This is a genomic window from Comamonas sp. 23 (assembly GCF_049601575.1).
Lineage (GTDB): Bacteria > Pseudomonadota > Gammaproteobacteria > Burkholderiales > Burkholderiaceae_C > Comamonas > Comamonas squillarum.
Genome location: NZ_CP187127.1, coordinates 2,848,804 through 2,868,754, shown reverse-complemented (window position 1 = coordinate 2,868,754; position 19,951 = coordinate 2,848,804). Strand labels below are relative to the sequence as shown.

Below are 19,951 nucleotides of genomic sequence, written 5' to 3'. Positions count from 1 at the left end.
GCCTGGCGCGCGCGCAGCTGCTTCCCCGCAGCGATGGATACCGCCGCTTCACTGGGTCACCAATTGACGCGCTGGTCTACCTCGTCGGGTTGAGCTGCCAGATCCCAATCCGGCTCGCCTTGCGCACCATCATCCACCGGCGCGTCGCAGCCCTCCCACAGCGGTGGCCCGCGTGCCGGGGTGATGTGCGGGGGGGCAGACTCCACCCCGATGTGGTTCAGGATGTGGCGGATTTCGGCGCTGTGGGTGATGAAGGCAATGATGCGCATCTGCCCACCGCACATGGGGCACAGCAGCGGAAATGCCTCGTAGATGCGGGCAATCAGCACCGCCCACAAGTAATGCGCCGCTCGCTTCGGGCGTGCTTCAGGTTCGGGTGTGGGTGTGGCCGCGTTGCCCGGCGCCGCCACCCCAGGTACGCCCGCGCCAGGTTGTGCAGTCTCCACCGTGGCTGGTTGCGACGCAGCAGGCTGAGCCAGCGCCGTTACCGCCGCTCTCAGCGGCGAGTTTGGTGCCAGCACACCAAAGTAGCGGTGCCGGTGGGTGCGTGGCGGTGGCACCAGCGCGGCGATGCGGTCGATCAGTTCCAGCGGTGTGAGGTGCAGCTCATCTGCCTTGGCACCACGCTTGTCACTGGTGGGCTCGCTGCGCTGTTTGGCACAGCGGTACACCAGTTTGCTTCCCTCTTTGCGTAGGCGCTCCATGGAAAACGGTGGACGCGCGCAATAGCGCAGCAGCCGCTCCAGCGCAGCGCGGTCGTGGGCTTCGATGCAGACACCGGCGTCCACCGAGAAGCCGCTGTGTTTGTAGCCCAGCATGTCTTTGGCGTCACAGTTCTCCAGCAGGCCCCGAGCAACGAAGGCGCGCAGGATGCGTTTTTGCAGTGTGGTCTGCACTGGGGCCACGGTAGCCGCATCGATGCCGGTGGCCGCGTGAAAGATGACACCCGGCGATGAGATTCGAGGGGTCGCATCAGCATCGCCCTCGCCCTCCACTTCCTCAAACACCCCGTCCACCACACAAACGTGGAAGTGGACGTGTTCATTGAGGCTGGAGCCGAATCGGTGAATGAAGGCGATGGCACCGATGTGCAGGCCTGCCTTGTCCATATGGGCCGCACCGGGGCTGTGGGTCTGCAGAGTTTGTGCGATCACCCGCAGAAAGATGCGCAGCACCATGCTCAGCACCGCTCCGTCGCGTTGCATGAAGTACCGCAACCTCTTGGGCACGGAGAGCACCCACTGGCGCACCGGCAGGCGGGGGAAAACGTGGTCGCTCAGGTGTGCCGCCGTCTCCACCATCCGCCGCGTGGTGCACGAGGGGCAGACTCCCCGGCCTTTGCAGGAGAAGGCTACAAAGTAGTCGTGCCCACAGTCGCCGCAGCGAGCGCGGGCAAAGCCATGGGCAAAGATGCCGCACTCAAGATACTTGGCAAACGCTTTGCGCACGAAGGGCTTGGGGGTGTGGTGGTCGCCCTGGCCGTCGAACTGACCCGCGCTGGCCAACTCTAGCCAGGTCTCGTAGTGCTCGGCTACCATTTGGTAGAGCAGCGTGCGTTCGGGGTGGCGTGGGTTGTAGAGCTTGGGCTTGGAAGTGGCTGACATGAATACTGTACAAATGCACAGTATTCTGCGGCGATTGTTTGGGTACGCAAAGCACAAGGCCCGAACCGTCGCCAGTTCGGGCCTTGTCAGGGTAGCTTGGCTGCGGACTTACTTGCGCGCAGGCGGCACATCCGTGCAGCTGCCATGCGCCACTTCCGCCGCCATGCCGATGCTCTCGCCCAGCGTCGGATGCGGGTGGATGGTCTTGCCGATGTCGACAGCGTCCGCACCCATCTCGATGGCCAGGGCGATCTCGCCGATCATGTCGCCCGCATGCGTGCCGACCATGCCGCCGCCCAGGATCTTGCCGTGGCCCCGGCCAGCATGGCCGTCTCCTGATCCTGCTTCGGGGCTGTCGTCGAACAGCAGCTTGGTGACGCCTTCGTCGCGGCCGTTGGCAATGGCGCGGCCCGAGGCCGCCCAGGGGAACAGGCCCTTCTTGACCTTGATGCCCTGCTGCTTGGCCTGGTCTTCGGTCAGGCCCACCCAGGCCACTTCGGGGTCGGTGTAGGCCACGCTGGGGATCACGCGGGCGTTGAAGGCGGCGCTGGCCAGTTCCTTGTTGCCCTGCAATTCGCCGGCGATCACTTCCGCCGCCACATGCGCCTCGTGCACCGCCTTGTGCGCCAGCATGGGCTGGCCCACGATGTCGCCGATGGCGAAGATGTGCGGCACATTGGTGCGCATCTGGATGTCCACGTTGGGGTCTCCTCGTTTTCAGTGCAATAAGTGACGGTACGAAAAGCTAGCACTGGCGCGGAGGTGGTGTTGGTAGATCGTTGATTTCATTGACTTTCCTGTTCACTTTCAAATCTGCGATTCGTGGCGTCAAACCGTGGTCGGTTTCATCCATTGGTGCCAGTTATCGATGCATTTGGCCGCGAAGGCAGGATTTGGTCAGCATAGCGGTCAACCGGGAAGCGAAACACACCCCGCAAGTTGATGCTCTCCAGCCTGGTGGGCGCAATCTTCCCGATCAGTTCCGGTGGAATGACCTGGCGGCGGTTCGACCAGCGATCCAGGACCGCCTGCATCTGTGAGGTATTCCACGCCATCACGATGTTGGCCATCAGGCTCAACGCATCGGCCACAGCCTGCATTTCATCGACACGTTTGGCCTGCGCCGGGCTGATCCGGCCGGTATAAATGGCGCGCTTGAGGGCGTTAACAGCCTCGCCCCGATTGAGCACCCGGCGCAACTCGTTCCTGAAAGCGTCCTTGACAAAGTAGTCAGCCAAAAACGCCGTACGCAGCAACCGCCCCAATTGCACGCCAGCCTCATAGATTGGATCGCCCTGGGCGGCAGAACCGAACCGCGCAAGAGCTGCCACCGCACTGGCATGTCCGCTCATGACCGAGGCTGCCAGGTGCACCAGACTATCCCAATGCTTTTCGATCAAAGCGACGTCGACATTGGCTTCGCACACCGCAGCGATTTCTGCGGGCACTTTGGTGCCGCGTGGCACAAAGAGGTGGCGCTGTTTGAGTTCCTTCAACCGCGGGCAAAGATCAAAACCAAGCAAACGGGCATGTGACATGGCAAAGTCGGTGTAGCCATGGGTATCCACAGCAAGCTGGCTGGTCTCCAGCTTTTCTTGGCGGATGACACCTTCAATGGCCACGCCCGCCTGGCGCTCATTGAGCACAAAGGGCTGCGCATGGAAGATGCCCCACCGGTCTTTTACATGGGAGTAGATTCCAATGGAAGGTGTGTTGCGCCGAGGATCAAGCCGGGCTTGCCACACCCGTTTGGTGGTCTCCATGCTCATCATGTCAGAAGATGCCAAATCGGACCGCCCCCAGGTGGCGGCAATCGGGTGTCGCTGCATGAATTCCAGCACAGCCTGGCAGGCCTGGCTCAGACGCCGTTCGTCCCGCGCCCAGCGCATGGCCTGGCGAATGCTGGTGGCAGACAATTGCGGAATCATGCGCGCGCATTCGACCGCAGTCAGACTGGTGCCGTGGGCCATGATGCCGGCATAGACCATCAGCAGCTCGTCGGTAGAGCGCGGCTCACGTCCGAGCATGATCCAGCTAAAGCGCACCTGGGCGTCAACGGCCAGAATCACTTCCGGCAATTGAACCTCACCGATGCGGTGATCCAAAGCCGCGCGCAGCTTGGTCACTTCTGGGTCTTCGTCCTCTGCGGGCAATGGCGACAAATGGAGTTCATCATCCACGCGCAGTACGCCACTGCGGGCTGCAGCGGCCACCGCATCGACACCGGCAGTTACTCTGGCCAGCAAAGGCTTCAAGAAAGTGGCAGCCTTGCTGGGTAACGATAGACGGGCATAGTGTTTCTTGGACTCTGCCTGCCAACGCTCGTCCGTGAAGAACAAGCGCGCACGACCCCGAAAGCTCAGGCTGTGCTCAATCCAGACCGAGCCATTGCGCACCGCGCGGCGCAGGGCAAACAGGGTGGCCACCTCCAACGCCTGAAACGCCCGTTCCCGGTCTGGGCTGGAGATCGAAACCTGCCAGATCATTCCCAGACTTGGTGCCACCACTTCAACTGGCAGCTTTCTGGATCCTTTGAGATATAAAGCTTGCAGCTTGGCAAGGTACTCGATGGCAGGATGCTCGCCGGTGGCCTGCCAGGGCAGCTTTGCAATGGCGACGAGCAACGACCGCACGGGGCGAATTCCATCAATCAATCCCTCGCGGACCAGGGAGGCCCTGCTCGGTGGTTTGCGTTTCTGGGTTTCGGTGATCAAGGCTTCAAGACGGGCACGCAACTCAGCATCTGGCACCGCACCTTGCGCGCTCAAGGCAACAAGTTCGCCGAGCAGCGTTTTGTACATTGCGGCCCAATTGACGGTAGCGGGGACATCGGCGGCAGCCTGACGCCACAGATCGGCGATCCGGCGCTGCACCATAAGGATCAACTGGTCTGTGGTGGTGAACAGGCAATACCGAAGAAAGCATGCGACCTCCACGGTGCGCGCTGGCTCTTTGATCTTGGCTCCGGCTGAGGGCGGCCTGGAGACAAGTCGGCGCGCGTAGCGGCGCAAGATGAGATCGGGGATGTCTGCCAGGTGCTTATGAACGTCCAGCGTGTAAAGCAGGTCGATGCGCTCCAGTACCTCGCTGATTTGGCGGGTTGAGTGTTTCGCCGGTGCAGCCCATAGCCAACTCTGCTGGGTTTGTCCATCTGGGCGCAGCTCTGAAACTGAGGCTCGCCAGCGATCAAGTGTTGCTGGATCAACGCTGGCGGCGATGGCGGTGCCTGTTTCAACTTCAAGCTGGGCAAGTGCCGCCGCAATCAGTGTCCGAATTGCCCGCTCGTGCACGATCACCAGCTTGTTCTTGTACAGCCATTGACGCGCCCGCACGAGTAGCTGATCGCGGTCGGCGCAGCGCGCCACTTCGTCGCGCAGTTCACGTACCAGTGAGCGGCGCTGGTGCTCGCTCATCCACTGGAATCCAAGGACCGTGCAGGCTACTTGTTGGTGATCGAATAGCGTGCGCCCGCGTTCATACATGGCTCTCAGCGAGGCGACTTCTGGTGCTGCAATGCCAAGCTCGTTGCCAAGGTGGCGCCACAAGGCTACTGGAATTACCCGAAAGGCACCGAGCAAACGCCCACTCATGCGCAGGAAACCAATATGGAGCGCCAGACCAAGCTTGTGGGAATCACCTCGGCGTGCATTGATTGCGTCGCGCTCGGCACCATCGAAGGTGAAAAATGCCTTCATCTCGAAGTCGCTGATATCGCGGGGGAGCCCACGCATCCCCAAAAACGTTGTGTGCCAACCCTGCATCGTGAACCTCAAAAGTGGGAGGCCACCATACCCGTTTACAAAGCGAACAGGAAAGTCAATGAAATCAACGGTCTACCCAGACCACCCCCGCGCCAGTGCTAGCTTTGCGTACCGTCACTTATTGCACTGAAAACGAGGAGACCCCGAGAACAGATGGATCTGCTTTCCCGAGTCGTAATACGGGAACCAGCCGTCGCTAAGGTCGCGCATGTTCTGGCGCCAGGGCCGCCAAAGACCAATGACTACACCGCGGCGTTCAGAAAGGGACATCTGGCTCCAAGCTTTCATAAAGGGCCACTGCATCAGAAGACAGTGGCGTGCTGTGCAAGATCATAGTGCCCAAGACCGGCATAGCCTCTGGGAAGTCTGGCTTGATGCCATCCCATCGCTCGTGCTCGGTGGTCTGCAGCCACCCCTGGCCGTTCTTGATGTGCCAGCGCCAGTATCTTGATTGATCCATAGACACCTCCAAAAGACTGTATATTTATACAGTAAATGGAGCGAGCAATGGAAGCAGTCAGGAAATTTGCGGGTCAAGATTTGCCAGGGCTATACCTGGGTATGGCGACACCTGGCACTGAGCTAGATTTGGAGGGCAAGCGCCGGGTTGGGTGTGATGCCTATGTGCTTCGGCTGTGCTTCAATGGTGTCTACCTGCCGGCTGAAATACTGGCCAGGCGTGCTAAGTCCATGGGAATGCTGCTCAGTACCGCAATGACAGATGGCAGCTTCCAAACTTGGCTGGTAGATCGCAATGAGCCTATGCGGCTCATCATTCATGGGCTGGAGCGTGTCGAGGTATGGCGGCAACGCCAATCGGGGACTCTCCTGTTACGAGGTTTCGAGTTTGACGAGGGAGAGCTTCAGCGCTGGCCGCAAATTTGGATGTGCGGCACCAATCTCCGGGAGATGCATGAGATCTTGGGGGAGATGCCGCACTGGCTCTCCGCGAGATACAAGGAGGTCAAGCGAGGGCCGCACCCTCATGTTCGACCAGGCTAAAACTCTACCCAGCCAGAAGCTTGGTCTTCCATTCCCAATTTTCGTATCTGTCTCCGACCTTCTTGAACTGGGTGTAGCGCTGCGAGCTCTGCCAAGAGCGATGCCCTGAAACTTGCGCAACATGAGGAATGTTCCAGCCCATCTCAAACAACCGGCTGATCCCTTCATGTCGAAGGTCATGGAAATGTAGATCTTCAATTCCGAGTAGCTTGCATGCTCGAGTAAAGCTCGTGCTGACAGACTCAGCGTTGTAGGGCCAGATGCGACCCTTTGCCACCTTGCGATTCTGAATGAGCTTGAGAGCTTCTGGCGGGAGGAGGGTGGTGACATCGTTGCCTATCTTTTCACCCGGGTTTTTCATGTCGCGAACGATGACCTCAGAGTTTTCCGCATCCACATCCTCGCCCAAGATGCGGCAGGTTTCCTCCTGTCGGCGCGTGGAGAATAGGCTGAACAGTATGATGTAGGTCATCGGGATAGAATCCTCCCGCTTTCGCTCATAGACCGAGTAGTAGGTCATGAGCTTGTTCAACTCCTCAAGAGTTGGGCGGCGTGTGCGCTGCTTTGACCTGGAAATGAGCCCAAGCTTTTCAGCCACCACGCGTGCGTCTTCACAAGCTTGCTTGTCTAGGGGGTAGCCCGAAGCAGGACGGGCCACAGTGAAAATCGCGGAAAGGTGGGAAAGGTAGTTGCCTCGGGTTTGGGGCTGACTGGTAAGGCCTTCTAGGTACTTGATGACCGTCGCACTGTCGATCTGAGAGCAATGTGTCTCACCAAGCCAAGAGTTGGCAATTGTGCGCAGAACCTGATCCTTGGTCTTCCCGTGTGGCTTGAGCTTATCCCCCAGGTACTTCTGGATGACGACAGATAGGATTGGGTCTTCAGGTTTATCAAGGGCGCCAGGTTCCGCAAGCTCTGTCTCGCGCTTCTTGATCCAGGTTTTGGCGGCTGCTTCGCGGTCAAAGGTCTGGGTTTCAGCGTGAACGACCTTGCCCCCTTTTTGACGCGGACTTGGGCGGTGTAGCCCACGCTTCCGTCTTTGCGCTCACGGCGGATTATGGTTCCCTTAGTCTCGGTGCAACATTGAAAAATTGTTGCACTGAATGTAGCACCAAAGTGCTAAAAATGGCATGAAATTAGATCAAATGGCATCGAATCAGACAGTTGAAAAATCGTTGGTTTCCATAGGGAAAACGCCTCTTCATTGGCCAGGACGCATGTCCGTTGCGCCGATGATGGACTGGACCGACCGCCATTGCCGCTATTTTCACCGTCTGCTCACGCGCCAGACCTTGCTCTACACCGAGATGGTGACGACCGGTGCGCTGATCCATGGGGATGTGGCGCGGCATTTGCGCTTTTCTGCAGAGGAACACCCGGTCGCCTTGCAGTTGGGCGGCAGTGAGCCCGCAGACTTGGCCCAATGCGCCAAGCTGGCGCAGGACTGGGGCTATGACGAGGTCAACCTCAACTGCGGCTGCCCCAGCGAGCGTGTGCAGCGCGGCGCCTTTGGTGCCTGCCTGATGAACGAGAAGGAATTGGTGGCCGATGGCGTCAAGGCCATGCGCGATGGGGTGGACATTCCCGTAACGGTCAAACACCGCATTGGCATTGACAAAAATGAGAGCTATGCCTTTGTGCGTGACTTCATCGGTACGGTGGCCGAGGCCGGTTGCGAGGTATTTGTCGTGCATGCCCGCAATGCCTGGCTCAAGGGCTTGTCGCCCAAGGAGAACCGCGAGATTCCGCCGCTGCGCTATGAGGTGGTGGCGCAGCTGAAAAAGGACTTTCCGCAGCTGACCATCGCGATCAATGGCGGCATTGCCGATGACGCCACGGTGCTGGAACAGCTGGACCAGGTCGATGGCGTAATGGTGGGGCGCGAGGCCTACCACAACCCCTGGTGGCTGGCCCGTTGGGATGCGCTGTTCTATGGCGCCGAGCCCAACAACGACATCAGCCGTGAATCGGTCGAAGAGGCGATGGTGCGCTACATGGAGCGCGAGGCTGCCGAGCACGGCACGCACTGGTACGCCATTGCCCGCCATATGCTGGGCCTGCGCCAGGGCATGCCCGGTGCGCGCCGCTGGCGCCAGGTCTGGAGCGACCACCGCATGAAGCATCTGCCACCGCACGAGGTCATGCAAGCGGCACTCACCAAGCCCGAACGCCAAACCGACGCGCCCGTTTTGGTAAATGTTTGATACGGCAATGCCGGCGGCAGCTGGTCGTTGCTGGTCGCTGCCGATCGGTATTGCGCGGCAGCAGAGCGGCGGCATGCCCCTATGGCGCCCTCGCGCAGGCCTGATTTTCTTGCTAAATCCCTCTGGTGCCAAAGCGGCAGCGCCTGCCAACTGAAGCTCCGCGCCCGCTGGCAGCCCTGGCGGAGCCGGTAGCGGTTGCTATACTTCCCGCGATATATGCCGCCTTGGGCAGCGCCAATACGGTGCATGCCTGGGCGGCAAAGTGCAGACCAAACAAAGCACAAGGGATGAGGGATGGGGGAAAAAAATCCGCGATGGGCTCTGGGCCTGTTGTTGGCGGTGGGGTGGCTGGGCGCCCACCGCTTTTATCTGGGGCGTTATGCAAGCGCCGTGGCGCAGCTGGGCATCAGCGTGCTGTGCGCGGCGCTGTGGCTATGGGGAGGTCCCCTTGCACGCTACGCGCCTTACCTGCTCGGGCCGGTGGTCTTTTGGCTGCTGCGGGATGGTTTTTGGTTGTTCGACTACTTTCGGGTCGAGGAAGACATGGATTCGCGCCTGTCCGCCTTTGCCCAGTCGCAGCTCGATGCGCAGGCATCGCAGCCAGCGGCGAGCGTGCAGGCTGCAGCAGCCCCGGCGCTTGCCTCTGTGGCCCAGTCCCTGGTGGCTGCAGCACCCTTGCCGCACCCCAAGTCCGATCCTGCAGCCGATCTACAGGCCGACAAAAAGTCGCTGGCCATCCAGATGGCGCAAAAGCATATTAGCGATGCGCTGGCACACCGGGATATCCAGACCGCGCATGCCGAGGCGGACACCTTGGTCAGGTACCTGGCGCAGCGTAGCCGTAAACCGCAAAACGATCCCCATTTGGCGATGGCCTATCTGCTGCAGGGGATGACCTTCTACCAAACCGAACACCTCGATGCCGCGCGCAAAAAACTGCAGATGGGGGTGCATCTGGGCGCGGCTTTTGCCGAGCTGGCGCAACCGGTGCAGCAGGCGCAATCCTGTTTGCAGCGCCTGCGCGCGCCCAAGATGGCGCCGGGCACCACTGCCACCCCTGCACTGCAGCCAGGGCAGTACCCGCTGCTGATGCAAGCGCAGGACTGGGCGCAGGCATTGGCACTGTGTGAGCAGACCATTGGCTTGCAGACCGCCCAGAACGGGGATCTGCCCGATCTGGCGCAGCACCATCTGCATGCGATGGAGCTAGCCCAGCATCTGGGCGATACGGCGCGCCAACGTGGGCATGGCCAGGCCTTGCTGGCGCTGGCCGTGCGCGAGGGGGCTGCTGTGCCCGCCACGCTGCGGCGCCAGGCGCTGGAACGCCTGGGAGATGGGTACCAGGCGGAGGGGGAGCACCAGCGTGCTACGCAGCACTATGCGCAAGCGCTGGCGCTGGTCGATGTGCGCAGCGGGGTCAACCCCGCAGCCCAGGCCTTGGCACTGTGCGCGCTGTTGCAGCGCATGGCCGCCAGCCATGCAGCGCTGGGCGAGACGGCGCAGGCGCTGCAATGCTGGCAGCGGCTGGCGCTGTACGTGGACAGCTTTGACCGGCTGGACCAGCAAGGCCAGCGCATGCCCGATCCGGAGGCGGTGTCTGTCATGCTGGCCGGCTACGCAGCGTTTGCCAGCCGCCTCCAGCCCGCGCGGGTCAAGCCCCTTGTGCAGCAGGCCTTGCGCATACAGCAGCGCAGTTGCCGGGGTTACTCGCTGGCAGCAGCGCGTGCCTATGAGGTGTTTGCGGATTTTCTGGCGGCGCACGGGCAGACCGATGCCCGCCGTAGCTACCTGAAAAAAGCGCTGCTGCTGGTGCAGATCTGTGACCCGGACAACAGCGCGCATCTGCAACAGCTCAAAACAGCGATAAGGGAGGCGGCATGAGCGTGCAAGGACTTTTTTATGCGCTGCCGCGCCATGGCCTGCGGGGCTTGCTGGTCGAGCCATCGGCGATGGATGACTACCTGCAGCGCAGTGCTGCGCAAGGCGGGCCGCTCGCCATGCTGGACCAGGGCAGCCTGTGGCAGCAGGACATGCAGCGCCTGCCCGAGATCGAGCCCGGTGTGGCGGTGGAGGGCACCTTGGCCCAGCAGTGCTGGGCCTGGCCGGCCGACCTGGTGACGGACAGTGCGCAACGGCTGGCCGCCATCAGCGCAGCCCAACTGGTGCAGCGTATGCATGCCTGGCAAAAGGCGCAGGATGGCAGCGTGCCCGATCTGGAAGCTCTGCGCCTGTGGGTGCGCCGGCAGGCCGCGTTGCGCGGCTTTTGGCAGGCAGCTGCCCAGCGGCGTGATGCCGTGCTGCTTTATGTGGTGTAGCGCGGGCCGCGCTTAGCCCATCAGCGCCATCAACTCGGCGGCAGCGGCCTCGGGGTTGCCTGCGTTGACGATGGCGCGCACCACGGCGATCGATCCGACACCGCTCTTGCGCACCTGCGCAAACTCTGCTGCCGAGATGCCACCAATAGCCACCTGGGGATAGCTGCGCGTCAATGCGGCATAGCGCTCCAAGCGTGCCAAGCCTTGCGGGACGGTGGCCATTTTCTTCAAGGTGGTCGGAAAGACCGCCCCCATCGCGATATAGCTGGGCTGGGCCTGGCTGGCACGCACCATCTCGGCATAGCCATGGGTGCTGACGCCCAGGCGCACGCCGCTGGCGCGCAGCTCGGCTAACTCTTCGGGGCTGAGCGCATCGAGGTCTTCCTGGCCCAGGTGCACGCCATAGCTGCCCGCCGCAATCGCCTGGCGCCAGTGGTCGTTGATAAAGAGCAGGGAGCCGGTTCCCTCAACGGCGGCCACGGCTGCGGCGATCTCTGCAGCAATGGCCTGGGCGTCGTCGGATTTGAAGCGCAACTGCACCGTAGGCACGCCCGCGCGGGCCATGCGGCCCACCCATTCGGCCGTTGGCAGCACGGCATAGAGGCCCAGCCACTGGGGGCAGGGCGCAAAGGCCTCAGGCCCGCCGCTGGTCAGCAGGCCAAAATCGGCGGCTTGCGTGGGCCAGGCCTGGGGATCGAACTGGCCGGTGCGGGCGGTCTGCGCGCTCCAGGCGCTGGCCAGACATTCGGCATCGATGGCGATAAAGCCCAGTGCGCTGCAAGCGGCCAAGGCGCCGGCATAGACGGCATCGTGCTGGCGGTCTGCGGGCAGTGCGGGCGTGGGTTGCGGCGGAAAGCTGGCAAAGGCGGCCTGGTGGGCGGCCGTGATGGCCTGTGCGATCTGGGCTGGGGTGGAGGCGGCGTGCATGGGCATGGCCTTTTAGTTGCTTTGGTGCCAGAACGGCGTGCCCAGCACCGGGGTGCTGGGTTGGGCCATGTCCTGCGCCTGCATCGCGCCGGCGCGGAAGGCGGCGTGGCCAGCGGTGGTGGCATCGGCAAAGGCGCCGGCCATGGCGACCGGGTCTTGCGACAGCGCAACGGCGGTGTTCAGCAGCACGCCGTCAAAGCCCCATTCCATCACCTGGCAGGCATGGCTGGGCAGGCCCAGGCCCGCGTCGCAGATCAGCGGCACATCCAGGCGCTCGCGCAAGGTCTGCATCGCATACGGGTTGACGGGGCCACGGCCCGTGCCAATGGGGGCAGCCCAGGGCATGACGGCCTGGCAGCCCACATCGACCAGGCGCTGGCAGAGCACCAGGTCCTCGGTGCAGTAGGGCAGCACCTGAAAACCGTCCTTGATCAGGATGGAGGCGGCCTCCACCAGGTTCAAGGTATCGGGCTGCAAGGTGTAGTCGTCGCCAATCAGCTCCAGCTTGATCCAGGGCGTCTCGAACACCTCGCGCGCCATTTGCGCGGTGGTGATGGCCTCTTGCAGGCGCATGCACCCGGCGGTGTTGGGCAGGACCGGCACATTCAGGCGTTTGAGCAATGCCCAAAAATCGCTGCCGGTCTCGGCAGCGTTGCTGCCCTGGCGGCGCAGCGATGCGGTGACCATGGCAGGCTGGGCGCGGGCGACGGCCGCTTCCAGCACGGCGGGCGATGGGTAGCGCGAGGTGCCCAGCAGCAAGCGGCTTTGAAAACGCTGGCCATACAGCACCAGGGCGTCGTCGGAGGAGGGAGTGGCGTTCATGGCAAAGGCCTTGGGTAAATACGGGTCAGGGGCCGGGTGGGGGTGGCCCGGGCAGATGGCGCCGGCGCTTAGCCGCCAGTGACGGGCGAGATGACTTCGAGCTTGTCACCGGCTTGCAGCTGGCGGCTGTCGTACTGGCCCTTGGGCACAAATTCGGTGTTGACGGCCACGGCAAACGGCGGGCGCGGCTGCAGCTGCGCCAGGGCCACGGCGATGGTGGCGCCTTCGGGCAAGGCGGTGGCCTGGTTGTTCAAGAGAATCTGTATCGTCATTTGTCTAGGCTCATCAGGGGGCTGCGGGCCATCAGGCGCCCGCGAGCAGGCGCACATCCAGATCGAAGCGCGTTGCCAGGGGTGATTGGCCGGTCAGCAGTAGCTCGACCGCGCAGTCCAGCACCGCTGGCGAGATCATGAAGCCGTGGCGGTAGAGGCCATTGACCTCCAGCACCCTTGGCCGCACCTGGCGGATGGCTGGCAGATTATCGGGCAAAGTCGGGCGGCACTGGGTGTTGATCTCCAGGATGCGTGCCTCGGCAAAGCCGCTGTGCACGGTGTAGGCGGCGCTCAGTAGCTCCATCGCCGAGCGCACGCTGGCCGGCGACATGTCATCGGACTCGATCTCGGTGGCGCCGATGACAAAATGGCGGTCCTGCTTGGGCGCGATGTAGATCGGGTAGCGCGGGTGCATCAGGCGCGTGGGGCGGCGCAGCTGCACCTCTGGGGCATGCACACGCAGCACCTCGCCGCGCACGCCGCGCAGCTGGCTCCACTGGGGTTTGGCGCCCAGGCCGCGGGTGTCGATCAGCAGATCGGGCTGGCCCTGCGCACCGGGCGAGAAGTCATCCAGCTCGCGCGCCTGGTGCCAGTGCAGGCGCACGCCCCGGGCCTGCAGCGCCGGCACCAGTGCGGCCAGCAGTTGGCGATTGTCCAACTGCCCTTCACCTGGCAGGTAGTAGGCCGCCTGAAAATGGCCCGCCAGCGCTGGCTCCAGCTCGGCGATCTGCGCACGGTCCAGCATTTGCAAAGGCGGCAGCTCCGGAATGGCAGCCTGCGTGCGCTGCAAGATGCCATGAAAGCGCTGGGCTTCGGGTGCGTCTTGCCGGTGCCAGACCACCAGGGTGCCCGCCTGCTGCAAAAACACTGGCGCCTCCAGCTGCGCAAGCAACGCGGGCCAGCGCTGCAGCCCGTACTGGCCCATGCGCACCACGCCGTGCTCGGTCACGGCCGATTCGGCCAGGGGCGCCAGCATGGCGGCGGCCACGCGCGCTGCAGCATGCTCAGCGTCTGGCCCGCCCCGGTCGTACAGATCGATGGAAAAGCCGCGCCCCGACAGCTCCAGCGCCATCAGCCGGCCCAGCAGGCCAGCGCCCAAAATGGTGATACGGGATTGGGGAGAAATGAAGGGCGGAGAGGACATGTTTTGTGCTTGGCAATAGACAAAACAGTGCGCGCAGCTGCCGAAAACTCCCCACGCCAGCATGACCTGGATCGGGTTGCGGAGCGCTACCGTGGCGGCGCGCTCCAGGGTCTGATCTCAGTCGCGCTGCAGCCAAAGCGCTGCAGGGACACCCCTGTTTCGTCTCAAGCTGCATTAAAGCACAGCGCTGCGCTGCAACCACCGTGCAGTGTCAAGCCGTCGTCACAATCGTGGATAATTTTGCCCAGGCCGGGCCAGTGTTGCCCGGCATTGTTTTTGGACTGCAGCCATGGCCTCACTGACCCCATCTTCTCCTGTCTCTTTGCCCCGTTATGCCCGGGTGCTGTCGATTGCAGGCTCCGACAGCGGCGGGGGGGCCGGTATCCAGGCTGATCTCAAGACCATGTCGGCGCTGGGCTGCTTTGGCATGACCGCGATTACGGCGCTGACGGCGCAAAACACGCAAGGCGTGCGCTCCATCCATGGCGTGCCACCAGTCTTTCTGCAAGAGCAGCTCGATGCCGTGCTGGAGGACATTGGCTGCGATGCCGTCAAGATCGGCATGCTCCACGCGCCCGAGATTGTCGCCGTGGTGGCTGCGGCGATTGACCGCTATGCCTTGCCCCATGTGGTGCTGGACCCGGTGATGGTCGCCACCAGCGGCGACCGCCTGATTGCCGAGGCCACAGTGGCTGAGCTGGTGCGCGAGCTGTTTCCCCGCGCTGCACTCATCACCCCTAACCTGGACGAAGCGGGTTTGCTGCTGGGCCGCAGCTTGGTGCATGCCGACCAGCTCGAGCAGGCGGCGCAGGACTTGCTGGCCCTGGGCGCCCAGGCCGTGCTGATCAAGGGCGGCCATTTGCCGGGCGACGAGGTGGTGGACTTGCTGGCCACTGCCGACGGCGCGCGCCTGCGCCTGGCTTCCACCCGTATCCACACGCACAACGGCCATGGCACCGGCTGCACCCTGTCATCGGCCATTGCCTGCCAGCTGGCCTTGGGGCAGCCACTGCCGGCCGCCGTCAGCCTGGCGCGGCAGTACATTCTGGGCGCCATTGAATCGGGTGCCGATGTGCATACCGGCCAGGGCCATGGCCCGCTCAACCATGGTTGGAACCCGCAAAAGCAGGTCATTGTGCGTTGAACACCTGCGCTTGGCGGGTTCTGTAAGCAGCAGTCAAGGTGGCTGCGCAGTTGATTTTTCGTCCATACTTACGTCTAAATGGCTAAATAATTGACGATTTAAAATCGAAATGACCTGAAAGTTGTCAAGATTACGACGGAATGCAATATTTACTGAACATCAAATGGTGTTGCTGTTAATTTAAGTTACTCTCTACGTTTACGATTTAAGCCATTGATATATATCAATAATATGCCGAAAATGTAGCCGAAATCAAGTTTTTGATACATTTCTCATCGTTGTTTTTCATGGGTTAAATCAACCTAGGTAAACAATGTGTAAACATTTAAATTTCTAAGGCCTGCTGTCAACCGCCTCGTCAGCCCCGGCGTTGAACACCCATCTTTAGGAGATTGTTCACATGACCACCGCAAATGTTTTCAGCATCTGGCCAGAAGACGAACGTGATCGCAAGCGCTAAGCACTGGCGCCAGTAGCTCTTTTTTCCTGCTTGCCGATACTGAATCCGGCAACCCACCCCAGTAGACGGCTCCTCCATGGAGCCGTTACTTGCGAATAGGGCGCGGAAGCTGCACATTCCCGCCCGGGATGGACCAAAGACAGTCCATCCGCTCTCAACATGCACCTCGCTTCAGTGGCCATCTGGCCCCAGAAAGGCGGGGTGTTTGTTTTTCTGGCGCAGTTGTAGGGAGATCAGCCTTTAGGCCAGCGCACCAGGCGCGCTGGTTCAGCAGTTGCAATGGGGTTTAAGTGGCAGAGCTGGCTGTGCTGAGGCTTGGTTGGCCCAGCAGGCTGCGCGCTTGCTGGCCCGCATGGGCACGTGAGGCGGACAGGCGCAGCAGGCGCTCCAAGGCGCGGTCCTGGATGCCCCGGCTCTTGAGGGCCGTGTAGGTGGACTCGGCGTAGTCCAAGGTAGTGCCATAAATGCCGCAGGACTGGGCGAAGATGCGGCGGTAGTCTTCTTCGCTCAAGGTGCCCGTGCAGCGCGGGCTGGATTTGGACAGAGTAAAGGCCAGTGCCTTGACGGGGCCGTCTTCGGTCTGGCAATCGAGCCACTTGGGATCGTAGGAATCGGTGGCCATTTCGCGCTGCCACAGGCGGGGCATCATCTCGGGCACATGCTGGCGGGCGATGCGAAACGCCATGCCCCGGCAGCTGCCACCCGAAAACATGCCGAACACCAGACCCGGACATTCGGGCGTGCCCCGGTTGATGTGGCTCCACATCTTGAGCGCGCGGTGCCAGCCAAAAACCCGCGCGTGGCGGCATTCCAAAAATTCGAACTCCGGGCGCCAGATCAGCGAGCCGTAGGCAAATACCCAGAGGTCGTCTGTTCCTCCCCATTCCTGCATGGTTTGCGCCAACATCTGTTGTGGGCAACGACTGCGGGATGGAGCGACCAAATTCGTCATAGTGCTATCAACCAACAAAGCAAAGTAACAAGCAATTGTTATAGCGCTCGGCGTGAGCCAGCGCTAGCGTTGCCGCGCCCGAGCTTCTAAATTTGCGTTGAAAGCAACAGTCTGGCGGGCGCTGGACGCACTGTGCACAACGCAGCAGGCGGCCAGGGCGATGACAGCGCCCCTGCACCGGCTTGTGCAAAGATTTGCATAGCACGCGGCAGCACGGACGGGTGGCGCAGCCGCCTGTTGTTGCAGGCATGTCGCCAGCTGGTGGGCATGGCAAAAGGCCGAGATTATTCAATGCTATGATGTTCATAGCTGATGCGGTACTCAGCGGTGCTCAGAAACCGGTTTTTCGGTGAATGTTGCCAGCGCGCTGCCGTGTACAGGTGGCTTGCGTGGGGCAAAGCAGCCTGGTTGGCGTTCGACGAGAATGGTCTTCCTATGAATATAGTGATCTTGGACGATTATCAGGATGCAGTGCGCAAACTGCAGTGTGCATCCGTTCTCGACGCCTATTCGGCCAAGGTCTATACCAATACCGTCAAGGGTTTAGGACAGTTGTCGGTGCGCCTCAAGGATGCCGACATCATCGTGCTGATCCGCGAGCGTACGCATATCAACCGCCTGCTGCTCGACAAGCTCCCCCGTCTCAAACTGATTGCCCAGACCGGGCGCATCGGCTCCCATGTGGATTTGACGGCCTGCACCGAGCGCGGCGTGGCGGTGGCCGAAGGCGTGGGTTCTCCCGTTGCGCCTGCCGAGCTCACCTGGGCGCTGATCATGGCCGCAGCACGCCGCCTGCCGCAGTACATTGCCAACTTGAAGCATGGCGCCTGGCAGCAGTCGGGATTCAAGGCGGCCAATATGCCGCCCAATTTTGGCCTGGGCACAGTGCTGCGTGGGCGCACGCTGGGCATCTGGGGTTATGGCCGCATTGGCCAGCTGATTGCAAGTTATGGCAAGGCCTTTGGCATGGAGGTGCTGGTCTGGGGCAGCGATGGCTCGCGCGCCAAGGCGCTGTCCGACGGCCACAAGGTGGCGCCGAGCAAGCAGTTCTTTTTTGCCAACAGCGATGTGCTGTCGGTGCATCTGCGCCTGAGCGAGCAGACCAAGGGCTGCATCAGCTTTGAGGACCTGGCGCAGATGAAGCCCTCGGCCACCTTCGTCAACACCTCGCGGGCCGAACTGGTGCAGCCCGATGCGCTGATTGCCGCGCTCAACCGGGGACGCCCCGGCATTGCGGCCGTCGATGTGTTCGAGAGCGAACCTATCCTGCAGGGCCATGCCTTGCTGCGGCTGGAGAACTGCATCTGCACGCCCCATATTGGCTATGTCGAGCAGGACAGCTACGAGCAATACTTTGGCGTGGCTTTCGACAACGTGGTCAACTTCATCAGGGGCCGGCCGTCGAATATCGTCAACCCGGGTGCGTTGCAGGTGCGCCGCTAAGTCGGCTTAGCGCACAAAAAAAGGGCCCTGCGAGGGCCCTTGGTGTTGCAGCAGCGCGGGTATCACTCCAGCTGCAGTTTCTTTTTCGCAATCAAGGCGTTGTACATCTTGCGGTCGCTGCTGATGCGCGTTTGCAGCGCAGCGGGCGACACGTCCTCCAAGGTCCAGGCCTGGCGCAGCAGCTGATCGCGGATATCGGCGGTGTTGAGCACCTTGAGCAAGGCCTCGCTCAACTGGCTGCGGATGGCGGCCGGCATGCTGGCGGGGGCCATCAGCGCATTCCAGACTTCGATATTCACATCCTGGGCGCCGATTTCGCGCATCGACGGCGTCTGCGGCATCAGCTGCGTGCGCTGGGCCGAGGTGACGGCCAGCGCCGCCAGCTTGCCGCTTTGCACCAGCGGCAGCACCGAAGATATGGGCAGCAGCGCGCAGTCGAGCTGGCCGCCCATCAGCGCGCCAACAACACCGGGCGCACCGGTGAAGGGGATGTGCACGGCCTCGAAATGCAGCGCATCTTTGAGCAGCTCCATACCCAGATGGCCGCCCGAGCCCAGGCCGGTGGAGCCATAGCTGGCGGCATTGCCTTTTTGGCGCAGGCTGGCGAGCGCCTTGTCGGTCTGCGCACCCGCGCTGGCGGGCACCACCCAGGCCAGCGGCGATACGCCCACAAGGGCGAGCGGCGCAAAGTCCTTGACCGGGTCGTAGGGCAGCTTGGCGTACAGCGCCTGCGACGAGGTCAGCGGGCCATTGCCCACAATGCCAAAGCTGTGGTCATCGCTCGCGCGGGCCACCTGGTCAGCGCCGATATTGCCGCTGGCACCGGGCCGGTTGTCGACCACCACGGGCTGGCCCAGGATCTGCGCCAGCGGCTGGGCGATCATGCGTGCCTGCATGTCGGGCGAGGAGCCCGCCGGGTAGCCAACGATAAAGCGCAGGGGTTTGCTGGGCCAATGGGCCTGGGCTGCATGGGCGTTGGTCCAGCCCGCAGGCAGGGCAGCGGCGGCGGCAAAGCCCGCCAGGGATTGCAGCAAATGGCGACGGTCGATGGTCATGAATAACAGGGCAGGGTGATAACTGGCGGCAATCCTACCCCAGTCCAGCCCGGTCCCTGCTGCTCACCTTGTCCGCCAGGCGGCTGCGGCCGGGCGCCAATGAAGCGCGACAAGCCCGCGCGCACAGTGCAGCGGCGTGGCCCGGGCCATGCCAGTATGATTTATGCTTTGTCACCGGCCGTCGCACAGTTTGCTTGCGTAGGCAAAAAATCCTGATCCATGAGCCGTTTACGCACCCGACGCCCCAATTCCTCCTCTTCAGCACAGCCCGCAGGCGCGGCGCATCCATCGCCATGGCCGGGCAGCCCGCAGCCCGCTGGCGGCCCAGGGTCTGTGCGCACGCCACCCGATGCCAGCCGGCGCACGACCTGGCTGCTGCTGGCCATCTGGATTGGCGTGATGTTGGCGATCTACCTGGTGACCGAGGTCTACCGCAAGCCCAGCGAAGGCAAGGTCATGGCCCATGGCGTGCTGGAGATTCCCCGCGACCGCGACGGGCACTTTCGCGTCGCAGGCTCGGTCAACGGCGTGCCGGTGCAGTTCATGGTCGATACTGGCGCCAGCCTGATCAGCATCACCGATACGGTGGCCGAGCGTGCGAACTTGGGCGAAGGCGTGCCGATCAGCTTTCAGACGGCCAATGGCGTGCGCCAGGGCATGATGAGCCGGGCCGAGCGTATCGAAGTGGGGCCGCTGGCCGTCAACGACTTGCGCGTGGGCACCGGTTACACCGGTGAGAGCGCACGCGATGCGCTGCTGGGGCAGAACTTCCTGCGCTACTTTGATGTGAGCATCTCGGGCAATAGCATGGTGCTCAAGGCCCGCGATAGCGAGTCGGCGCGCTGA

At 62.3% G+C, this 19,951-nt stretch carries 15 protein-coding genes and 1 pseudogene; 6 read left to right on the top strand and 10 right to left on the bottom strand.

Translation table 11 applies throughout. From position 1 onward, the window contains the following. Positions 1-56 precede the first annotated feature (56 nt). The 4 genes and pseudogenes from ACPEE1_RS12865 to ACPEE1_RS12850 all read right to left on the bottom strand — a co-directional run bounded on the left by ACPEE1_RS12865 (position 57) and on the right by ACPEE1_RS12850 (position 7,025). Positions 57-1,604: an IS91-like element ISPps1 family transposase gene (locus ACPEE1_RS12865; RefSeq protein WP_011117152.1), complete on the bottom strand. Its 1,548-nt coding sequence runs from the start codon at positions 1,602-1,604 to the stop codon at positions 57-59. Positions 1,605-1,712: 108 nt separating this feature from the next. After that, positions 1,713-2,318: pseudogene (locus ACPEE1_RS12860) on the bottom strand (FAD-dependent oxidoreductase); the annotation flags it as partial. A gap of 131 nt (positions 2,319-2,449) precedes the next feature. Continuing rightward, positions 2,450-5,365, bottom strand: coding sequence for a Tn3-like element IS1071 family transposase (locus tag ACPEE1_RS12855; RefSeq protein WP_003049965.1), 2,916 nt, complete (start codon positions 5,363-5,365; stop codon positions 2,450-2,452). A gap of 1,006 nt (positions 5,366-6,371) precedes the next feature. Beyond that, a complete protein-coding gene (locus ACPEE1_RS12850) occupies positions 6,372-7,025 on the bottom strand; it encodes a site-specific integrase (RefSeq protein WP_232539335.1) in 654 nt (217 codons plus the stop codon). Between the two features lie 487 nt (positions 7,026-7,512). Between ACPEE1_RS12850 and dusA the strand changes: the two genes are divergently transcribed. From dusA to ACPEE1_RS12835, 3 genes are all read left to right on the top strand, one after another. Then, positions 7,513-8,571, top strand: a complete 1,059-nt coding sequence (gene dusA, locus ACPEE1_RS12845; RefSeq protein WP_269780244.1) for a tRNA dihydrouridine(20/20a) synthase DusA — start codon at positions 7,513-7,515, stop codon at positions 8,569-8,571. 294 nt (positions 8,572-8,865) lie between these two features. Then, entirely contained in the window at positions 8,866-10,452 is a 1,587-nt protein-coding gene (locus tag ACPEE1_RS12840) for an NINE protein (protein WP_423933005.1), read from the top strand. Continuing rightward, on the top strand, positions 10,449-10,886 hold the full coding sequence (locus ACPEE1_RS12835; protein ID WP_182341202.1) for a hypothetical protein: 438 nt from the start codon (positions 10,449-10,451) through the stop codon (positions 10,884-10,886). The genes ACPEE1_RS12840 and ACPEE1_RS12835 overlap by 4 nt, the downstream gene beginning before the upstream one ends. Positions 10,887-10,898: 12 nt before the next feature. On the opposite strand, the gene ACPEE1_RS12830 is transcribed toward ACPEE1_RS12835, so the two are convergent. The 4 genes from ACPEE1_RS12830 to ACPEE1_RS12815 all read right to left on the bottom strand — a co-directional run bounded on the left by ACPEE1_RS12830 (position 10,899) and on the right by ACPEE1_RS12815 (position 14,051). Beyond that, on the bottom strand, positions 10,899-11,813 hold the full coding sequence (locus ACPEE1_RS12830) for a thiamine phosphate synthase (RefSeq protein ID WP_420093959.1): 915 nt from the start codon (positions 11,811-11,813) through the stop codon (positions 10,899-10,901). Between the two features lie 12 nt (positions 11,814-11,825). After that, entirely contained in the window at positions 11,826-12,635 is an 810-nt protein-coding gene (locus ACPEE1_RS12825; RefSeq protein ID WP_182341208.1) for a thiazole synthase, read from the bottom strand. A 68-nt stretch (positions 12,636-12,703) separates the two neighbouring features. After that, a complete protein-coding gene (thiS, locus tag ACPEE1_RS12820; RefSeq protein ID WP_027011261.1) occupies positions 12,704-12,901 on the bottom strand; it encodes a sulfur carrier protein ThiS in 198 nt (65 codons plus the stop codon). Positions 12,902-12,938: 37 nt separating this feature from the next. Further along, the gene (locus ACPEE1_RS12815) at positions 12,939-14,051 is read right to left on the bottom strand and encodes an FAD-dependent oxidoreductase (RefSeq protein WP_182341211.1); all 1,113 of its coding nucleotides are present in this window, start codon (positions 14,049-14,051) and stop codon (positions 12,939-12,941) included. A gap of 289 nt (positions 14,052-14,340) precedes the next feature. On the opposite strand from ACPEE1_RS12815, the gene thiD reads away from it, so the two are divergent. Next, positions 14,341-15,195: a bifunctional hydroxymethylpyrimidine kinase/phosphomethylpyrimidine kinase gene (gene thiD, locus ACPEE1_RS12810; protein ID WP_182341214.1), complete on the top strand. Its 855-nt coding sequence runs from the start codon at positions 14,341-14,343 to the stop codon at positions 15,193-15,195. A 746-nt stretch (positions 15,196-15,941) separates the two neighbouring features. On the opposite strand, the gene ACPEE1_RS12805 is transcribed toward thiD, so the two are convergent. Beyond that, a complete protein-coding gene (locus ACPEE1_RS12805; RefSeq protein ID WP_116925605.1) occupies positions 15,942-16,607 on the bottom strand; it encodes a gamma-glutamylcyclotransferase in 666 nt (221 codons plus the stop codon). A gap of 435 nt (positions 16,608-17,042) precedes the next feature. On the opposite strand from ACPEE1_RS12805, the gene ACPEE1_RS12800 reads away from it, so the two are divergent. Continuing rightward, a complete protein-coding gene (locus ACPEE1_RS12800; RefSeq protein ID WP_423932998.1) occupies positions 17,043-18,050 on the top strand; it encodes a D-2-hydroxyacid dehydrogenase family protein in 1,008 nt (335 codons plus the stop codon). A 62-nt stretch (positions 18,051-18,112) separates the two neighbouring features. On the opposite strand, the gene ACPEE1_RS12795 is transcribed toward ACPEE1_RS12800, so the two are convergent. Next, on the bottom strand, positions 18,113-19,105 hold the full coding sequence (locus ACPEE1_RS12795; protein ID WP_423932995.1) for a Bug family tripartite tricarboxylate transporter substrate binding protein: 993 nt from the start codon (positions 19,103-19,105) through the stop codon (positions 18,113-18,115). Positions 19,106-19,324: 219 nt separating this feature from the next. Here ACPEE1_RS12795 and ACPEE1_RS12790 point away from each other — a divergent pair, with 219 nt between their 5' ends. Next, a complete protein-coding gene (locus ACPEE1_RS12790; RefSeq protein ID WP_243419301.1) occupies positions 19,325-19,951 on the top strand; it encodes a retropepsin-like aspartic protease family protein in 627 nt (208 codons plus the stop codon).

Coding starts and splice junctions, on each gene's coding strand:
- ACPEE1_RS12865 (WP_011117152.1), bottom strand. CDS start 1,604: ATGTCAGCCACTTCCAAGCCCAAGCTCTACAACCCACGCCACCCCGAA.
- ACPEE1_RS12855 (WP_003049965.1), bottom strand. CDS start 5,365: ATGCAGGGTTGGCACACAACGTTTTTGGGGATGCGTGGGCTCCCCCGC.
- dusA (WP_269780244.1), top strand. CDS start 7,513: ATGGCATCGAATCAGACAGTTGAAAAATCGTTGGTTTCCATAGGGAAA.
- ACPEE1_RS12840 (WP_423933005.1), top strand. CDS start 8,866: ATGGGGGAAAAAAATCCGCGATGGGCTCTGGGCCTGTTGTTGGCGGTG.
- ACPEE1_RS12835 (WP_182341202.1), top strand. CDS start 10,449: ATGAGCGTGCAAGGACTTTTTTATGCGCTGCCGCGCCATGGCCTGCGG.
- ACPEE1_RS12830 (WP_420093959.1), bottom strand. CDS start 11,813: ATGCACGCCGCCTCCACCCCAGCCCAGATCGCACAGGCCATCACGGCC.
- ACPEE1_RS12825 (WP_182341208.1), bottom strand. CDS start 12,635: ATGAACGCCACTCCCTCCTCCGACGACGCCCTGGTGCTGTATGGCCAG.
- ACPEE1_RS12815 (WP_182341211.1), bottom strand. CDS start 14,051: ATGTCCTCTCCGCCCTTCATTTCTCCCCAATCCCGTATCACCATTTTG.
- thiD (WP_182341214.1), top strand. CDS start 14,341: ATGGCCTCACTGACCCCATCTTCTCCTGTCTCTTTGCCCCGTTATGCC.
- ACPEE1_RS12805 (WP_116925605.1), bottom strand. CDS start 16,607: ATGACGAATTTGGTCGCTCCATCCCGCAGTCGTTGCCCACAACAGATG.
- ACPEE1_RS12800 (WP_423932998.1), top strand. CDS start 17,043: ATGAATATAGTGATCTTGGACGATTATCAGGATGCAGTGCGCAAACTG.
- ACPEE1_RS12795 (WP_423932995.1), bottom strand. CDS start 19,105: ATGACCATCGACCGTCGCCATTTGCTGCAATCCCTGGCGGGCTTTGCC.
- ACPEE1_RS12790 (WP_243419301.1), top strand. CDS start 19,325: ATGAGCCGTTTACGCACCCGACGCCCCAATTCCTCCTCTTCAGCACAG.